This window comes from Planktothrix rubescens CCAP 1459/22 (assembly GCA_904830895.1).
Taxonomy (GTDB): Bacteria; Cyanobacteriota; Cyanobacteriia; order Cyanobacteriales; family Microcoleaceae; genus Planktothrix; species Planktothrix agardhii.
Window position 1 is genome coordinate 3,918,206 of the sequence record LR882958.1, and the last position, 15,934, is coordinate 3,934,139.

Consider the following 15,934-nt stretch of genomic DNA (forward strand, 5'->3'; position numbering starts at 1 on the left):
AGATGGGGTCAACGTAGGTACCTACGTTGACCCGCCTTTCATCCCCCCGCTCACCTGGAAGTAGAGCGGGGGACTTCCCGGCGGTGTAAGTTAAGTTGATTCAAGGATAATATATTCGGACGCAGGGAGTTGGGATCAAGTCCAGCTTTATGCGCCACTAAAACTCCTAAAGCCTCTAAATAAGAGTTTACCTGTATGGCATTAATTCCTAACTGTTCCGGGGTAACTTGCATTCGGGTTTGATTTTCCCCGACGGCAATAATTTGAGGCCAGACGCGCCGTGGCTCGGAGACGCGCCGTGGCTCGGAGACGCGCCGTGGCTCGTCTCTACTGAAACTGAGGACAGCAGAACCCCCACAGGCCGTTGCTGGAACCACAATAGCATCTACTTGATCCGCCCAAATTGTCCCCGCCATAGCTGTATTTACGAATTGGGGGGCACGACTCAACCCCACTAACACACAGGGTAGGAAGGTATAGCCCAATTCCTCCGCCGCCGAACGAGGGGATAATTCCGGGTCAATGGCCAGAGGAGAAAGGGCCGGAGCGTGGGCAGAGGGAATTTGAAAGGTGCGGACAATTAAATGGCTGATCACTGCTTCGGCCCCTGCTAAGGGATCAACCCCCTGTCCATGACGATAGGCCTCTAAAACCCCACTATTTTCTGGTTCAGGAAAACGAGCAACCACGGCGATCGCCTCGGCTTTAGCCTCCTTAATTAAGCGTTCTGCGGCCCTTAGCAGGCTGTCTGGGTTGCCAATAGTTCCCCAGGAAGCCCCCGAAGTCGAGGTTCGAATAGCCACGTTCAGAGGGGCATCTGTTACCACATAGTCGGTTAAAGTTAGGCCCAGGGTTGCCCTAGCTGCGTCCGCCACTTGTAAATGTCGGAGGCGCAATTCTGGCTCAATGGCTTGATCGAGGAGTAACCCCACCCGGTTTTGGTGGACAGGTTGCAGTCCCCAATTTCCGGCGGCCAATTGATCCAGGGCAAACCCTTCCACATATAGGGTATTGGGCATTGGCCAATAAAGTTGGGCACCATTGAGAACGTTAGGATGGGTAATCAGGGTATCTGCAACTTGAGCGATCGCCCGCGCTACAGGTAAACCATCCCCCGCATACCCACCAATGGCCGCACCAATTCCCGTTGGGATAATTAAAACAACCGTATAGGGCCGAGGCATAGCAGATTAGGGGGAACAATCTTAGAAAAGTTAACTATTAACCATCAAACCTTAGAGGTTTCCTCAACAGTTACAACAGCTTCAACATGGGCTTTTTGTTGTTCAGAATCAATACTGGTAATTGCCCAGCGTAGGGGTTCCCCCCGTTTTTTTAATTCCGCTTCAATGGCTTGATTTAACTGGGTTGGAGATTCCTGAATATCAATTTCAGCCGTAATAAAATGGGTTGTCATGGTTTGATTTAATCCTCTATATTTTCTATTCAAAAAGTAATGGGTAATTGCGAATTACGAATTACGAATTACGAATGGGTAATAAAAAGAGTTTGCCTCCCCTACCCCCTCTGTTCACTAAGAAGTTTGGGGATATTGACGATGATAAACTTCGTCTTCTTTTCCGGCAACCAGTTTCAAATTAGAACGGGGATAGGCAATACAAAGAAGGACATAACCTTCAGCTTGAAGTTCGGGACTTAATCCCATACCCTCAGTTTGATCAACTTCGCCTTCCATAATTTGGGCTGCACAGGTGGTACAAACCCCTGCATTACAAGAATTGGACAACTTAATTCCGGCATCCAAGGCAGCTTGGAGGATTTGTTTATCCTCTGGAACTTCGACTGTTTGGACGTTTCCTTGATCGTGAAATTCAACTGTATAGGTTTCAGACATTGTATTCTTGTTAGACCCTGAACTATTGTATCCTTGAGTGCAGCCGATCTGAATATTGAGCCTTCCTGATTGTGCAAAGAGACATCAAATTACCCATACAAACTAAATCAACTTTTGTCATCTATCCTAGGATATATATTATAAAAATGATCAACTAGGCAAAATCATATTAGGTTTTACGGTTAAAATTTTTTCGGTTTGGTGACTATAGAGTTGAACCCAATGTGTTATAGTTATTCGGGTTAGATTTCTCCAGTCAATAGTATCTGATCTCCTCACCCTCTTGTGCCAATTTTGTAACTACTTGGAAGAAAATATAGCCTTTTTCACACACTGAGTCTGTGAAAACTAGCTATGGAATGTAGAAATTTGATAGGATGGGACGTTTGTGTTAAAAATGATGGAAAATATGAATAAATTTGATACTCAACTTTGGCAACGTTTTTTAAGAATTGCTCAACCCTTCTTTTATCCTTTAGAACCAGGTAGTGGCAAGGTTTTTTTAAGTTTATTATTGTTATTATTAATCTTTCTGGGTGCTACGGTATTTGTTTTAGTGAGTGTTGTTGTTGTTATCAGTCAATCGGTTTTTCCCGATTTCTTTAATAGCATTGCTCCAGGTTTGTATGAATTGATCGCCAGGATTATTTATTCTCGCTATATTATTATCATTCTCTTAATGCTTGTCGTTCCTATCGGAACATTTTTATTGTACAGAAATCAAATTAAAACCCGTTGGCAACCTTGGGCATTTTTGAGTGTGCTTTTATTTATATCCCTATCTGTCAGTGGATTAAATGTAATTATTAGTTATGTTAATAACTTTTTTACGACAGCTTTAGCGGAAAGAAATCAGGATGAATTTTGGCGTTTTCTCTATGTTTATGCCAGTGTGTTTGTCGTAGGAACTCCCATTGTTGTCATCTATTCTTATACCCGCGATCGCTTGGGAAACTATTGGCGAAAATGGTTAACGGATAAATTTTTAGACCAATATTTAAGTCAGCGAGCATTTTATAAAATAGAATCGGAAAATAAACTTGATAACCCAGATCAACGAATTACAGAGGATATTAAGGCATTTACGATTACCAGTTTAAAATTTTTACTAATTATTCTAAGTTCAATTATTGATGTAATTTCTTTTACCGGAATCCTCTGGTCTATTTCTAAATCTCTTTCCATATTTCTATTGATTTACGCTTCTGTTGGTACGATAATCACGGTTTTTGTTGGACAGCGTTTAATTCCTATAAACTTCAATCAATTAAAACGAGAAGCTGATTTTCGTTATGGATTAATTCATGTCCGAGATAATGCCGAATCTATTGCTTTTTATCAAGGGGAAGAACAGGAACTCCTCCAAGTCAAAGAAAGATTTTTCAAAGCCTTTAAAAACTTTAATTTATTAATTGGTTGGCAGAGAAATGTTGATTATTTTACCACAAGCTATGGATATGCTGTGGTTATTATTCCTTCGCTAATCTTAGCTCCTATTTATTTTGCTGGAACAATTAAATATGGGGATATTAGCCAAGCTGGTTTTGCCTTTGCTCAAGTTTTAGGGGCTTTTTCAATTGTAGTAAGTCAGATTGAAATATTAAGTGCTTTTGCCGCCGGAATTAACCGTTTATCAACCTTCTCGGAATTTTTAGAATCTCCTAAATCCATGGAGGAAGGTCAGACACAAATTGATATGAAAGTTGATGATTCCCTAGCTTTAGATCACGTTACTGTCAACACACCCAACTATCAAAAAATACTGGTTAAAGACTTATCTTTGAGCTTACCCGAAGGTCAAGGATTATTAATTATGGGTCAAAGTGGAGTCGGAAAAAGTTCTTTATTACGCACCATTGCCGGGTTATGGACATCAGGAACCGGGAGCTTAGTTCGTCCTGAATTATCATCAATGTTATTCTTACCCCAACGTCCCTATATGATTTTAGGAACATTGCGTCAACAATTACTTTATCCTAATAGTAATCGAGAGGTGAGTGAAACGGAATTACATCAAATATTACAGTTAGTGAATTTAGCCGATTTACCCGAACGAGTTAGCGGTTTTGATACCGAATTAGATTGGGGTAATGTTCTTTCCGTGGGAGAACAGCAACGATTAGCTTTTGCCCGATTATTAATCAGTAAACCTCGCTACGCGATTTTAGATGAAGCCACCAGTGCCCTAGATTTAAAAAATGAAGAACTACTTTATAAAAAACTATATGAAACTGGAACAACTTATATTAGCGTTGGGCATCGAATCAGTTTATTGCGTTATCATAACAACGTTTTAGAACTCATGGGAGATCAAAAATGGCGTCTGGTTTCGGCTGAAGAATATCGGGCAGAAATGATTTGAGAAATTCAATCCTTAATCAGCTAAAACGGATTCAAAAAAACGACATTCTTGACAAGGGCCAAGGGGATTCACCGCACAGCGTATCAGTTCAGAATAGGCATTAAAACGACAGTTTGCATTTCCTAGAATCCAATGTCCATCAATTAAGGTTCTATCTTCAGGTCGTTGTACTGATTGCACATACAAGGAAATTTTATGCAGTCGGTAACGACCGGATTTGAGTTGATAGCGATGACGACGCTCTAAAACAGTATAGGTTTGACCCTGGAAATTTAGATAATGACCCGGTTGGGGTGTCCAATCTAAACAAATACGTCCAAGAGATTTATGAGAATGTGTTAGTATCAATTCCGTTGGTAGTGAATTTGGCTCCATGATGGTTTGATTTAATTCAACAGGTTTTGAGATTATCCTCCTGAATGTTACGGTGTTCAGTCACCAAAAACAAGAGGATTTTTTGGTTTTATCCCATAAATAAAATATAAAAATTCTATTTATTCACCTTAATATTTACGTTCCTGGGGTTCAAATAGGGTAATTTTTACCGGACGATAGGCTAAATCAATACCCGCAGGGGAATAATAGGCTAAAGTATGTTTTAGGAAGGTTTCATCATGGCGTTGAGGATAATCTTCCCGACTATGGGCGCCTCGACTTTCTTGGCGATTTAAGGCCGAAGTTAAAATCATATTTCCTACAATCATCAGACTTTTTAATTCCAATGCTTCAATTAATTCTGTATTCCAACATTTGCCTTTATCATCTAAATAAATCCGTTGATAACGATTCTGTAACTCCTGAATTTGACTTAACCCTTCTCGCATAACTGTATCGGTTCTAAATACACCACAATGGGAGGTCATAGCATCTTGAAACTCCTGACGCAGTTTCCCAATTCTGTAGTCTCCAGACTGGTCTAATAAACCTTGTAATTGCAATGCAGTTTCTTTCAAATAACGCTGTTCATCAATATTTGGTAACTTGCGATTTTGGACAAATTTGGCAATAGCCGCCCCGGTTCTTTTTCCATAAACCACACATTCTAATAACGAGTTACTGCCTAAACGATTAGCTCCATGCACCGACACACAAGCGGCTTCTCCGGCGGCAAATAATCCATCAACAAAACTATCCGCACCACTTAAAACTTGACCATTAATATTAGTGGGAATACCCCCCATCGAATAGTGAACGGTTGGACGTACAGGCATCGGTTCCACCGCCGCATCAATTCCTAATAAACGGTGAGCTTCTTCCCAACAAAAGGGAATCCGACTCATAATTTTTTCCCGTCCTAAATGTCGCAAATCCAAATAAATATAAGGCCCCCCGGCACTGCCATCGGGGTTAATTCCACGGCCTGCCCGCAGTTCTAAAGTAATCGCGCGAGAAGTAATATCCCTAGGTGCTAATTCCATCCGACTCGGGGCATAAGTCGCCATGAACCGCTCCCCATTACTATTAATTAAATAGGCTCCTTCCCCCCGCACAGCCTCGGAAATTAACACCCCCACCGGATATAGTCCCGTAGGATGGAACTGGACAAACTCCATATCTTGCAAGGGAACCCCCGCCATTGCCGCCATCGCCAACCCGTCCCCGGTTGAGGCGTAGTCATTGGAAGTGGTATTAAATGCCCGACCATAGCCCCCGGTGGCGAACATCACCGCCTTAGCCCGGACAACGGTTAACTGTCCATCATCAATTCGGAACATGACCACCCCTTTGGCCTGTCCGTCTTCTAAAATCAGACGCAGCACATACCATTCATCATAGATATGGACACCATAGCGTCGCAGGTTACTGACCAGTTCGTGTAAAATCGCATGACCTGTTTTATCAGCAGCGTAACAAGTGCGATTATGGGAATGGCCCCCAAAAGCCCGTTGAGCAATCCGGCCATCGGGAAGACGGGAAAATAATACCCCCAAATGTTCTAAATCAATAATTACATCCGGGGCTTCTTTGGCTAAAATTTCGACAGCATCTTGGTCAGCTAAATAGTCTGAACCCTTGACGGTATCAAAGGCGTGGGCTTGCCAACTATCACTTTCATCAATATTTTTTAAGGTAGCAGCAATACCCCCTTGGGCAGCGACGGAATGGGAACGGATGGGGTGAGTTTTGGCAACAATAGCTATATTCAGGCTGGGGTTCGTCCGGGCAATTTCTACGGCCGCCCGACATCCTGCCAGTCCGCCCCCAACAATAATCACATCATGTTCTAGCATCTTAATCAGTTATCAGTTATCAGTTATCAGTCATCAGTCATCAGTTATCAGTTATCAGTCATCAGTTAAGGAGTTAATCAATTAACTGTAAACTTCTTAACTATTAACTGATAACTGATCTGTGCCGTTTAGGAAGCCGGAAATTCAGTACGACTGGGTTCGTCTTGAATTAAGGGGTCTACGGATAGAATTTCAATATGGTTAAATAAAGTGGTGACGAATGCAAAGAGTAGGAAAGGTAAAGACAGCACAATAATTAAGCCAACCGTCGCTAACGCATAAATTTGACGGGTTGTACTCCACAGGGCTAGGGAAGTCGCTAAGGCGATAAAGATGACAATTAACCAAATGATGATTTGGCTATAGATATCACCATAGGTTAGTGTGCATCGAATACGATACTTTTTCAGATCTTGCATTGGTTCTCTCTTGTAATATTACTTTAAACTTCCAGATTAAGGGATTGATTCAATTTTGGAAAATTTCTCAACATTTTAATCACAGTTGTAATTTAACTTTACATTCTGTCAAACATCAGGTATCGCCCATACTCAATTATTGATTTTTTCAGGGATTGTTAACATTTAACTGGAATTCTTAACCATAAATTTTTAATTCTTAATACTTAAATGTTTACTCCATATACTTAATCACGTGACTATTACCTATTACCTATTCCCTCTAATCCTCTGAACGAAAAAACAAGAGATTAGGCAATGCTAAACCCACAGGAATAGCTAGTGTCATTAATAATCCTGTGCCTGCCATAACAATAGTATTAGCAATTAACGGAACATCGGCATGGATTCCTAACTTCATCATTAAAATCAAACCACTTCCCGCCCTGAAAATATAAATCCCAGGAATCATTCCCACAACGGCACCAAATGCGATGGCTGCCGAGGGAACTTTGAATTTTAATGATAATTAATTTTAATGATAATTAATTAGTTCTAACTCATCCGTAAGTTGTTCTAAGGTTTTATGTCCTTGTTGAATATCATCAACTAAACGCATCACTTGAGTGATCACCATCATATTAATTTTCATCACCGGAATCGGGATGCTAATGCGCGAATAGAATTGATTATGGATTTTTGTTGTTAATGTGATGGCTTCATAGGAAACTAATAACCGGGCTTCAATTCCTAAACTATCCGCCAATTGATGAGTGACTCGATGCACTCTTTCAGTTGCCGCACTATTCTGGAGGAGAAGTCGGGCAGTCAGTAAAACTAGGTGAAACTTTTGATCGATTTCTGGCAGGACTGTTGGTGTCATCTGGGCTTTTCCTTAAATAGACATTTGATGGTATTAATCGTATTGGATTTAGGCTTAATATTATGGATGGGTTGGAATTAATACAGCGAAAGGCAGAAGGAGAATGGAGTTTTAAAGGAGTGGATTTAAGGGGTGCAGATTTGCAAACTTGTGATCTGAATAAGTTGGTTTTTATTGGGGCGGACTTGAGTGGGGCGAATCTCAGTTACGCAAATTTAAGTCGAGCTTCGTTGCGCGGGGCTAACTTAATGGGGACGAATTTGAGTTATGCCATTTTAAAACAAACCAGTTTATATAGTGCCCAAATGATGGGAGCAAATCTTTCCCATATTAATCTCAATGGAGCAAATTTAACTCAAGCAAATTTAAGTTATACTAATCTTTATCAAGCAGATTTAAGCGATGCAACTCTATATGAATGTAATTTAGAAAATGCTTGGTTAGTGGGCGCAGATTTACGCGATACCGATTTACACAAAGCAAATTTCAAAGCAGCTAATTTAACCGATGCCAACCTAACCGATGCCATCGGATTTAATGATCAGGATGCAATAATTTATAATACGATTATGCCCAATGGTCAAGTGCTATTATCTATGTTATAGCAGTCGCCAGACCTATTAGGACAAAGAGTGATGCAGCAAAGCTAGATGGTGAAGTCTTTTCCTCCGGTGTTCCCTCCCCCCCTAGCCCCCCGTGCACGGGGGGTTTGGGGGGGCTGTTCCCTGTTCCCTGCTATATAAATTAACCGTTAAGGTTTTTCCATTAACCAATACTTGATCTCCGGTGACTAACTTTCGTCCCCTGCGAGTTTCAACCTCACCATTAACTTCAACATCACCATATTTAATTAGGATTTTGGCTTGTCCCCCGGTGGAAACTTCACCCATAAATTTTAGAAATTGATCAAGTTTAATTGTTTCAGACATAAATCAGTAATCAGTTATTAGTCATCTCATTATAGCTAAAACCCGGCTTCAATTAAAGCTTGGTCTAAATCCTCAACTAACCCCAAAGATTCAGCCCTAAGCTTGAGATAAGCTAAATCTAAACACTGTCCTTGTACTTTTAATACACCCAATACATCTCGCCATTGCTTTTCGGACTGGTTTGATTTTCGCCAATATAATTTATTCAGAATTACATCTTCCGCAGAAGCTAGAAAAACAGTTGCACCCGTTGGAATTTTATACTGTTGTCGTCGTTCAAATTTGATCTGTTCAAATTCCGAATTTTCTGCCATAATTAAATCAGCACGGGAGATTGTTTCTATATGGGTAACTTGTAGAATTCGCATTCGACCCGAAACCACATCATCTACACCCGAAACATAAAAACCTATTGCTTCTAATTGTAAAATTAATAACGTTAAATCTTGAGATGAAATTGAGATAACGATATCCAGATATCGGGTTGTTCGGACTTCTCCATAAGCAATAGCAGCCACACCACCCGTAATATAATAAGGAATATTAAGGGACTCGAAAATCGGGTGGAGAATTTCAGCTAAAGTAATAGAATCTTGAACCCAACTCATTTCGTTTCCAGTGGGAATATAATGGTGCGGACAATCTTCTGCCAACCAAGATTCCGCAAGTTTTCGGGAAAATTGTTCCTGAGATAAATAGGAGAATCTTTGACGAAAACAACTCATGGAAAAGCGACGAGCATTTTGATTCATCGAACTTCCCATTATCAATCGCTGTTCGGGTGTTCGTTGTTTTAGTAGCCAGAATTCCAAACAATCAACTTCCGGTGTCGTATCTTGGGATTGAGGTCGATAACCCGGTTTGATTGTAAATTTAGGGATAATTTGAGTCATTGATTAACTGCTATACCAGTAAACAGTTATCAGTTTAAAAGGGAACAGGGAACAGGGAATAGGGAACAGGGAAATCCCCACACTTAAAAGTAGGGGATTTTGACCAGGACTTAATAACAGTTGACTGATGACTGATGACTGATGACTGATAACTGATGACTGATTTTATTCGTCTTCGTCCTCGTTGTCGTCTTCGTATTCGTCATCAATTAACTCGTCATCGACATCGAGGATAGCGGATAATGAAGGATCATCTTCACTATCTTCAAATATAACCTTGCTACCTTTACCTAAACTAGACGGTGCAGCTTTAGGTTCTGGGGGTAATTCCCGTTCAAAACTGTTATAAACCCGGGCGGTTTTATCATCCAAAACCACATCCCGCAGTTCGTCCTCATCCTCCTCATCCAAATACAACGTGCCATTATCAAAGCCATACTCGGCATTACCCGATTCCTCATAGGCATTAAATCCCGTTCCCGCCGGAATCAGACGTCCGATAATCACGTTTTCCTTGAGACCGCGTAACCAGTCGGATTTGCCCTCAATAGCGGCTTCAGTTAAGACCCGGGTAGTTTCTTGGAAACTGGCCGCCGAGATAAAGCTATCGGTATTTAAGGACGCCTTGGTAATCCCCAATAACACAGGAGTATATTTGGCGGGCGCACTTCCGGTAATCGACATGGCATCATTCACCTGTTCCACCTGGCGCAGTTCCACCAATTCCCCAGGTAACATTGTGGTATCGCCCCCATCGTCAATCCGCACCTTCGAGGTCATCTGACGGACAATCACCTCAATATGCTTATCGGAAATATCAATCCCCTGGGACTGATACACCGACTGTACCTCGTTAACCAAGAACGCTTGACAATGGCGGAAACTACCCAAAGCCGCGTCATACATCCCTTCTCCCTGTTCCAGATAATGGTCATAGAACACTTCCAGGATTTCATGGGGATTACTAGGGCCATCGGTCAAGGTTTGTCCGGCCTCTACTTTGTAACCATCGGAGATGATGGGGGATTGACCCGAACCCAGGGGATAATCCGTAACCGTGCCATCATTTTCAATTACCCGCAGTTCGGTGATGTCATCATCCATAGTCACCTGGGCGGTTCCCGGGCGTCGGGCTAAAATACAGGCTTCCTTGGGTTTACGGGCTTCTAATAATTCTTCAATCCGGGGCAACCCTTGAATAATATCTCCGGTTTTGGCCCGTTCAAACACCAGCAACACCAGGTTATCTCCCCGTTGTACCAAGTCTCCATCTTTAATATGCAGAATCGCACCGGGAGACACCCGATAGGGCCGACCCCGACGCATGGTAATCTGATTTCCCGTTACCGGGATAGTCCCCTGACCCACGATTTTGTCACCAACGGCAATGACTTGACCGGACTCCGATAGGTTAACTCCTTCAGCAATTTCAATTCCTTCTACCAACAGTTGACCCAATTTCACCGTAGGTTTAACGCCTTCGGGTAACTGAATCGTCATTTGGTCACTCTCGCGCACCACCAAACAACGGCGCACAATTTCCGACCCCGACCGAATCCCCTGAATAATCCCGTCTTCCTTACACATGATTTCCGTGCGGGTAACAACGGCACCTTTCTCAATTTCATCTCCATCCTTGACCATTAACCGCGTCAGGGTACTGCCCTGAGTCGCATCAGCGATCGCATCCCGACGAATTACCAAGGATTCTAAAATCACTAACTGTAACTTCCTGACGTCGGGGTCATTCTCATCGGGAAGTAACTCAATATCGGCGGCTAACTGCGGGGCTTCGATGCCAATACTAATTACTAACTGGGTTCGTAGCAGTTCCACCCCTTCCACAGAGCGTACCCGTTCCCCATCTTTGTAGGTTAAACGTTGCACGGCTCGCAGAACGATGGACTCGTTCAGAGACTCCTGAGAGGGGACGGTGGGATTTTCGGGAACGCTAAACTCCACCACGGGACGTAACAGCAAGGCTGGGCCTTCGGGAGTTTCCACATATTCCACATAACGCAAGTTGTCCGAGATAATCCCTGGAATCACCTCTTGGCCGGGATTGACAATCTGGCCATCAATTGCCATCACCATTTCGGGGTCATCTACCAGATGCAGTTCCCCTGGTTTGATGACGATTTCTCGCAGAATATCATTTTTCTGAGTAACTTCGATCACCCCATTACTCTGACAGAAGATATCCTTAACCACTTCCATCCCAGCTTCCACATACTGTCCATCCTCAGTTAACAGTAAGGAAATATCTTTATTCACCTCATGGCATTCTTCGGGAATCCATAATAAAGTCCCTCCCTGGGTAACTTCATAACCCTGTTTTCCCTTACCCCGTTTGGCGACTTCTACCCCGGCGTATTTAATAATCCCCCCGGTTTTTGTCCGGTAGCTATCATCCATCAGTTCCGCAATCACATCATGGTTTTCCACTTTGGAACCCGGACTGACTTTGAGCATGAAGCGATGGTTACTATTGGTTTCAATAATATGTTGTTCCCGTCCCTGCATCTGTACCAACCGCACTAAGGCCTGATCTAGCAATACCGAGGCGGTGATAATCTCAATTTCCCGAGGTAGCTCACCTTCGGCAAACTGTTCCCGAATTCGGACTAATCCCCCATGCTCTGAAACCAGTTTAGTTTGGGCGAGAACGCTTCCCGGATGCACTGGATCACCATTTTTGACCAATGGTTCCGCCGCCGGGGGTAGGTTATAAACTTCTCCTCCGAGAACCCAAATCAGACCCCCCCGTTGGGCGATGCGGGTCATGTTCCCTTGACGGTCGGTTTTTTCTTCGGGAACCACATCGGCAAATTTGACTTCCCCAGCTAAGTCCGTAGCGACGTCCTTAGTAGCTTTTTCCGTAGTTTTCCGGGCTGTCCGACCCCCGGCGGCAATTTCCGCTAGGATTTCGTTAGCTTTAACTTGTTGACCTTCTTGGACAATAATCGTTGTCCCTTGGGCGATACTGTGTTTTTCGGTATTTTTTCCACTACCGTCCACAATAATCTGGCCCGTGTTTTCCACGATGAAGGCATCATCTCCGTGACGGGTACGGAAGGGACGGACTCGCAGGGATTTAGAGAACTTGACCACCCCATTAATTCCGGCCCGGATCATTCCAGCAGCTTCGGCCGTAAATACCCCTCCGGTGTGGAATGTCCGCATGGTTAACTGGGTTCCGGGTTCGCCGATACTCTGGGCGGCAATAATTCCCACCGCTTCCCCAAGGTTGACGTTATGACCATGGGCTAAACTCCAGCCATAGCAATGTTGACAGACGGAACGATTGGCTTCACAGGTTAGAGGCGATCGCAATAACACCTCCTCAACCCCGGCTTCCTGAATGGCTACGGATAACTCCTCACTCACGGAGTGATTTTTGACCGCCTGTTCTGACTGATAGGTGATAATTTCTCCGGTTTGGGGGTGGCGCACATCTGCCCCTAACACCCGACCCATTAACCGATCTTTGATTGGAATTAACACCCGTTCGCCATCGGTCATACTGCGAGTCCAAATCCCCTTGCTGGTTCCGCAGTCAATCTCCCGCAGAATCACATCCTGGGAAACATCGACTAAACGGCGGGTTAAATACCCAGAGTCGGCGGTTCGTAGGGCCGTATCTACTAGACCTTTCCGCGCCCCATAGGAAGAAATAATATACTCCGTAACGGTTAAGCCTTCACGGAAGTTAGTTTTAATCGGTAAATCAATAATTTCCCCTTGGGGGTCAGCCATTAGTCCCCGCATTCCGACTAACTGACGGACTTGGGAAATATTCCCCCGCGCACCGGAGAAGGCCATCATATAAACGGAGTTCAGGGGGTTACTGGCTTTAAAGTTTTCTACCACCCGATCTTTTAGGGCTTCGGATGTGCCATTCCAAGTATCAATAACTTTTTGGAACCGTTCAACTTCGGTAATTTCCCCTTTAATATAACGGCGTTCTGTATTTCTAATTTCTTCTTCCGCTTCTTCTAATAAAGCTTTTTTGGAAGGAGGAATCTGTAAGTCATCAACACTAATAGAAACCCCGGCTTTTGTGGCATAAGTAAACCCTAATTCCTTTAATTCATCGGCAATTTGGGCGGTACGAGCCGTGCCATAATTCATAAAAGCCCAGGACATGATTTTTTTTAATTGTCCTTTATCAATAACTTGATTCCGAAAGATTTTTTTGTTAGCCATGATGTAAATCAGTTATCAGTTATCAGTAAATCAGTTATCAGTTTAAGAGTTACCAGTTATCAGTAAATCAGTCATCACTTATTCAGTGTAGAGACGTGCCACGGCGCGTCTGTAACAGTTGAGGAGTTAATAAATTAACTGTAAACTTCCTAACTGATAACTGATAACTGGTAACTGATTACTGTATCAGGGTATCTTGAACGGTTTTATTGAAAATGACACGCCCCGGGGTAGTACGAATATATTGGGCAAGAATATTCCCCTCGGAATCTTCTCGAACTCGTCGCATTAGTTTCCCTGTTTTTTTGCCCACATAAGTTTTAGTGATCACTCCAGTTAAGTCGTCTTTAAGTTCGACCCCTATCTGTTCTACTTCATCCGATAAAATCTCCCCATCAAATCGCACCATGATGTATGAATGTAAACCCAAAGCGCCCTGTTTATAGGCTAAGATTACATCTTCTAAATCAGGAAAATAGCGGTGACTTTGATCCTCTAATTTAGGGTTTTCTGCGGTTAAATAATAACATCCCAACACCATATCCTGACTAGGTGTAACAATCGGTCTACCCGTTGCTGGGGATAGAATATTATTCGAGGCTAACATTAATAACCGAGCTTCAGCCTGGGATTCAATTGATAGGGGAACGTGAACGGCCATTTGGTCACCGTCAAAGTCAGCGTTAAAGGCGGGACAAACTAACGGATGCAGTTGAATCGCCCGACCATCGACTAAAATCGGTTCAAAGGCTTGAATCCCTAAACGGTGCAAGGTTGGGGCGCGGTTTAGCATCACCGGATGTCCTTGGATGACTTCCTGTAAGACTTCCCAAATGCTGGCATCATTCCGTTGAATCAGTTTTTTCGCCGCCTTAATATTGTTAACTAATCCTTGACGAATTAGGCGGTTAATTACAAAGGGTTGGAACAATTCAATTGCCATTTCCCGTGGTAAACCGCACTGGTGCATTCTTAATTTTGGCCCCACCACAATCACGGAACGTCCAGAATAATCGACCCGTTTTCCTAATAGGTTTTGACGGAATCGTCCTTGTTTTCCTTCGATAATATCGGAGAGGGATTTTAAGGGTCGATTATTCGCCCCCACCACTGTCCGACCTCGGCGACCGTTATCAATTAAGGCGTCAACGGCTTCCTGTAACATCCGTTTTTCGTTACGGATAATAATTTCTGGGGCGAGAATTTCCTGTAACCGGGCTAACCGATTATTCCGGTTAATCACCCGACGATATAGGTCGTTTAAGTCGGAGGTGGCAAATCGACCCCCATCTAACTGCACCATTGGCCGTAAATCAGGAGGAATGACGGGAATTACATTCAAAACCATCCAATCCGGTTTGGAACCCGTAGCCACAAAGTTATCAATCACCCGCAACCGTTTAATATATTTGGCGCGTTTTTGTCCCTTGGCGACGCCGATTTCTTCCCGTAATCTTTCGGCTTCTTCTTCTAAGGGAATATCTTCGAGCAAACGGGAAATGGCTTCGGCTCCAATTCCCACTTCAATTCCGGTTAAGGTGGAATCTTCACTATAAATTTGGTCTTCAATTTCTAACCAAGTATCTTCGGTTAATAACTGTTTATAGGATAGGCCGTCATAGTTACCTGGATTTAACACCACATAAGCGTTAAAATAAACCACCTGTTCTACATCCCGCAATGGCATATCTAATAAAATAGCCATATAACTAGGAATGCCTTTGAGATACCAAACATGGGTAACGGGAGCCGCTAGTTTAATAAAACCCATACGGTGACGACGGACACGGGATTCTGTTACTTCTACCCCGCAGCGTTCACAAACAATTCCACGATGTCTGACCCGTTTATATTTCCCACAATGACATTCCCAATCCTTTGCTGGGCCAAAAATTCGTTCACAAAACAACCCATCCATCTCCGGTTTCAGGGTTCTGTAATTGATGGTTTCAGGTTTTGTAACTTCTCCAACAACTTGACCATTGGGTAGGGTTCTTTCTCCCCACTGCCGAATGCGTTCTGGAGATGCGATTCCAATTTTAACGTAATCAAATCGTTGTTCAATTTTAGCCATTTTATTCAGGGAATAGGGAACGGGGAATTACGAATTACGAATGGGTAATGGGTAATGGGTAATGGGTAATAGTAAAAAGTTCAACAGTTGGTTAACTCCTCAA

Annotated in this window: 14 protein-coding genes; 2 read left to right on the top strand and 12 right to left on the bottom strand. The window is 43.1% G+C overall.

From position 1 onward, the window contains the following. Positions 1-50: 50 nt before the first annotated feature. The 3 genes from NMG86_RS18125 to NMG86_RS18135 all read right to left on the bottom strand — a co-directional run bounded on the left by NMG86_RS18125 (position 51) and on the right by NMG86_RS18135 (position 1,855). Positions 51-1,184: a DUF3326 domain-containing protein gene (locus NMG86_RS18125; RefSeq protein WP_026798259.1), complete on the bottom strand. Its 1,134-nt coding sequence runs from the start codon at positions 1,182-1,184 to the stop codon at positions 51-53. A gap of 44 nt (positions 1,185-1,228) precedes the next feature. Continuing rightward, positions 1,229-1,417 carry a DUF8621 family protein gene (locus NMG86_RS18130; RefSeq protein WP_026785771.1) on the bottom strand — a complete coding sequence of 63 codons (189 nt, stop codon included), beginning with the start codon at positions 1,415-1,417 and terminating at the stop codon, positions 1,229-1,231. A 117-nt stretch (positions 1,418-1,534) separates the two neighbouring features. Then, positions 1,535-1,855, bottom strand: a complete 321-nt coding sequence (locus tag NMG86_RS18135; RefSeq protein ID WP_026785770.1) for a 2Fe-2S iron-sulfur cluster-binding protein — start codon at positions 1,853-1,855, stop codon at positions 1,535-1,537. Between the two features lie 409 nt (positions 1,856-2,264). Between NMG86_RS18135 and NMG86_RS18140 the strand changes: the two genes are divergently transcribed. Next, on the top strand, positions 2,265-4,217 hold the full coding sequence (locus NMG86_RS18140) for an ABC transporter ATP-binding protein/permease (RefSeq protein ID WP_026785769.1): 1,953 nt from the start codon (positions 2,265-2,267) through the stop codon (positions 4,215-4,217). Between the two features lie 12 nt (positions 4,218-4,229). On the opposite strand, the gene NMG86_RS18145 is transcribed toward NMG86_RS18140, so the two are convergent. From NMG86_RS18145 to NMG86_RS18165, 5 genes are all read right to left on the bottom strand, one after another. Then, positions 4,230-4,592 carry a DUF6464 family protein gene (locus tag NMG86_RS18145; RefSeq protein WP_026798260.1) on the bottom strand — a complete coding sequence of 121 codons (363 nt, stop codon included), beginning with the start codon at positions 4,590-4,592 and terminating at the stop codon, positions 4,230-4,232. Positions 4,593-4,720: 128 nt separating this feature from the next. Next, a complete protein-coding gene (locus NMG86_RS18150; RefSeq protein WP_026798261.1) occupies positions 4,721-6,448 on the bottom strand; it encodes a succinate dehydrogenase/fumarate reductase flavoprotein subunit in 1,728 nt (575 codons plus the stop codon). 128 nt (positions 6,449-6,576) lie between these two features. Beyond that, positions 6,577-6,867, bottom strand: a complete 291-nt coding sequence (locus NMG86_RS18155) for a hypothetical protein (protein ID WP_026798262.1) — start codon at positions 6,865-6,867, stop codon at positions 6,577-6,579. Positions 6,868-7,129: 262 nt separating this feature from the next. Further along, positions 7,130-7,318 carry a hypothetical protein gene (locus tag NMG86_RS18160; protein ID WP_026798263.1) on the bottom strand — a complete coding sequence of 63 codons (189 nt, stop codon included), beginning with the start codon at positions 7,316-7,318 and terminating at the stop codon, positions 7,130-7,132. 63 nt (positions 7,319-7,381) lie between these two features. Next, entirely contained in the window at positions 7,382-7,729 is a 348-nt protein-coding gene (locus tag NMG86_RS18165) for a threonine/serine exporter family protein (RefSeq protein WP_026798264.1), read from the bottom strand. A gap of 62 nt (positions 7,730-7,791) precedes the next feature. Between NMG86_RS18165 and NMG86_RS18170 the strand changes: the two genes are divergently transcribed. Continuing rightward, positions 7,792-8,334: a pentapeptide repeat-containing protein gene (locus NMG86_RS18170; protein WP_036842199.1), complete on the top strand. Its 543-nt coding sequence runs from the start codon at positions 7,792-7,794 to the stop codon at positions 8,332-8,334. 81 nt (positions 8,335-8,415) lie between these two features. On the opposite strand, the gene NMG86_RS18175 is transcribed toward NMG86_RS18170, so the two are convergent. From NMG86_RS18175 to NMG86_RS18190, 4 genes are all read right to left on the bottom strand, one after another. Continuing rightward, a complete protein-coding gene (locus NMG86_RS18175) occupies positions 8,416-8,658 on the bottom strand; it encodes an RNA-binding S4 domain-containing protein (RefSeq protein ID WP_043936820.1) in 243 nt (80 codons plus the stop codon). 35 nt (positions 8,659-8,693) lie between these two features. Further along, positions 8,694-9,551, bottom strand: a complete 858-nt coding sequence (locus NMG86_RS18180; RefSeq protein ID WP_026798265.1) for a hypothetical protein — start codon at positions 9,549-9,551, stop codon at positions 8,694-8,696. 165 nt (positions 9,552-9,716) lie between these two features. Beyond that, positions 9,717-13,760 (bottom strand): DNA-directed RNA polymerase subunit beta', encoded by a 4,044-nt coding sequence (locus NMG86_RS18185; RefSeq protein WP_087882134.1) that lies wholly within the window; start codon positions 13,758-13,760, stop codon positions 9,717-9,719. Between the two features lie 175 nt (positions 13,761-13,935). Next, the gene (locus NMG86_RS18190) at positions 13,936-15,831 is read right to left on the bottom strand and encodes a DNA-directed RNA polymerase subunit gamma (RefSeq protein WP_026798267.1); all 1,896 of its coding nucleotides are present in this window, start codon (positions 15,829-15,831) and stop codon (positions 13,936-13,938) included. Positions 15,832-15,934 lie beyond the last annotated feature (103 nt).

Coding starts and splice junctions, on each gene's coding strand:
- NMG86_RS18160 (WP_026798263.1), bottom strand. CDS start 7,318: ATGATTCCTGGGATTTATATTTTCAGGGCGGGAAGTGGTTTGATTTTA.
- NMG86_RS18190 (WP_026798267.1), bottom strand. CDS start 15,831: ATGGCTAAAATTGAACAACGATTTGATTACGTTAAAATTGGAATCGCA.
- NMG86_RS18135 (WP_026785770.1), bottom strand. CDS start 1,855: ATGTCTGAAACCTATACAGTTGAATTTCACGATCAAGGAAACGTCCAA.
- NMG86_RS18165 (WP_026798264.1), bottom strand. CDS start 7,729: ATGACACCAACAGTCCTGCCAGAAATCGATCAAAAGTTTCACCTAGTT.
- NMG86_RS18170 (WP_036842199.1), top strand. CDS start 7,792: ATGGATGGGTTGGAATTAATACAGCGAAAGGCAGAAGGAGAATGGAGT.
- NMG86_RS18175 (WP_043936820.1), bottom strand. CDS start 8,658: ATGTCTGAAACAATTAAACTTGATCAATTTCTAAAATTTATGGGTGAA.
- NMG86_RS18130 (WP_026785771.1), bottom strand. CDS start 1,417: ATGACAACCCATTTTATTACGGCTGAAATTGATATTCAGGAATCTCCA.
- NMG86_RS18125 (WP_026798259.1), bottom strand. CDS start 1,184: ATGCCTCGGCCCTATACGGTTGTTTTAATTATCCCAACGGGAATTGGT.
- NMG86_RS18140 (WP_026785769.1), top strand. CDS start 2,265: ATGAATAAATTTGATACTCAACTTTGGCAACGTTTTTTAAGAATTGCT.
- NMG86_RS18150 (WP_026798261.1), bottom strand. CDS start 6,448: ATGCTAGAACATGATGTGATTATTGTTGGGGGCGGACTGGCAGGATGT.
- NMG86_RS18145 (WP_026798260.1), bottom strand. CDS start 4,592: ATGGAGCCAAATTCACTACCAACGGAATTGATACTAACACATTCTCAT.
- NMG86_RS18180 (WP_026798265.1), bottom strand. CDS start 9,551: ATGACTCAAATTATCCCTAAATTTACAATCAAACCGGGTTATCGACCT.
- NMG86_RS18155 (WP_026798262.1), bottom strand. CDS start 6,867: ATGCAAGATCTGAAAAAGTATCGTATTCGATGCACACTAACCTATGGT.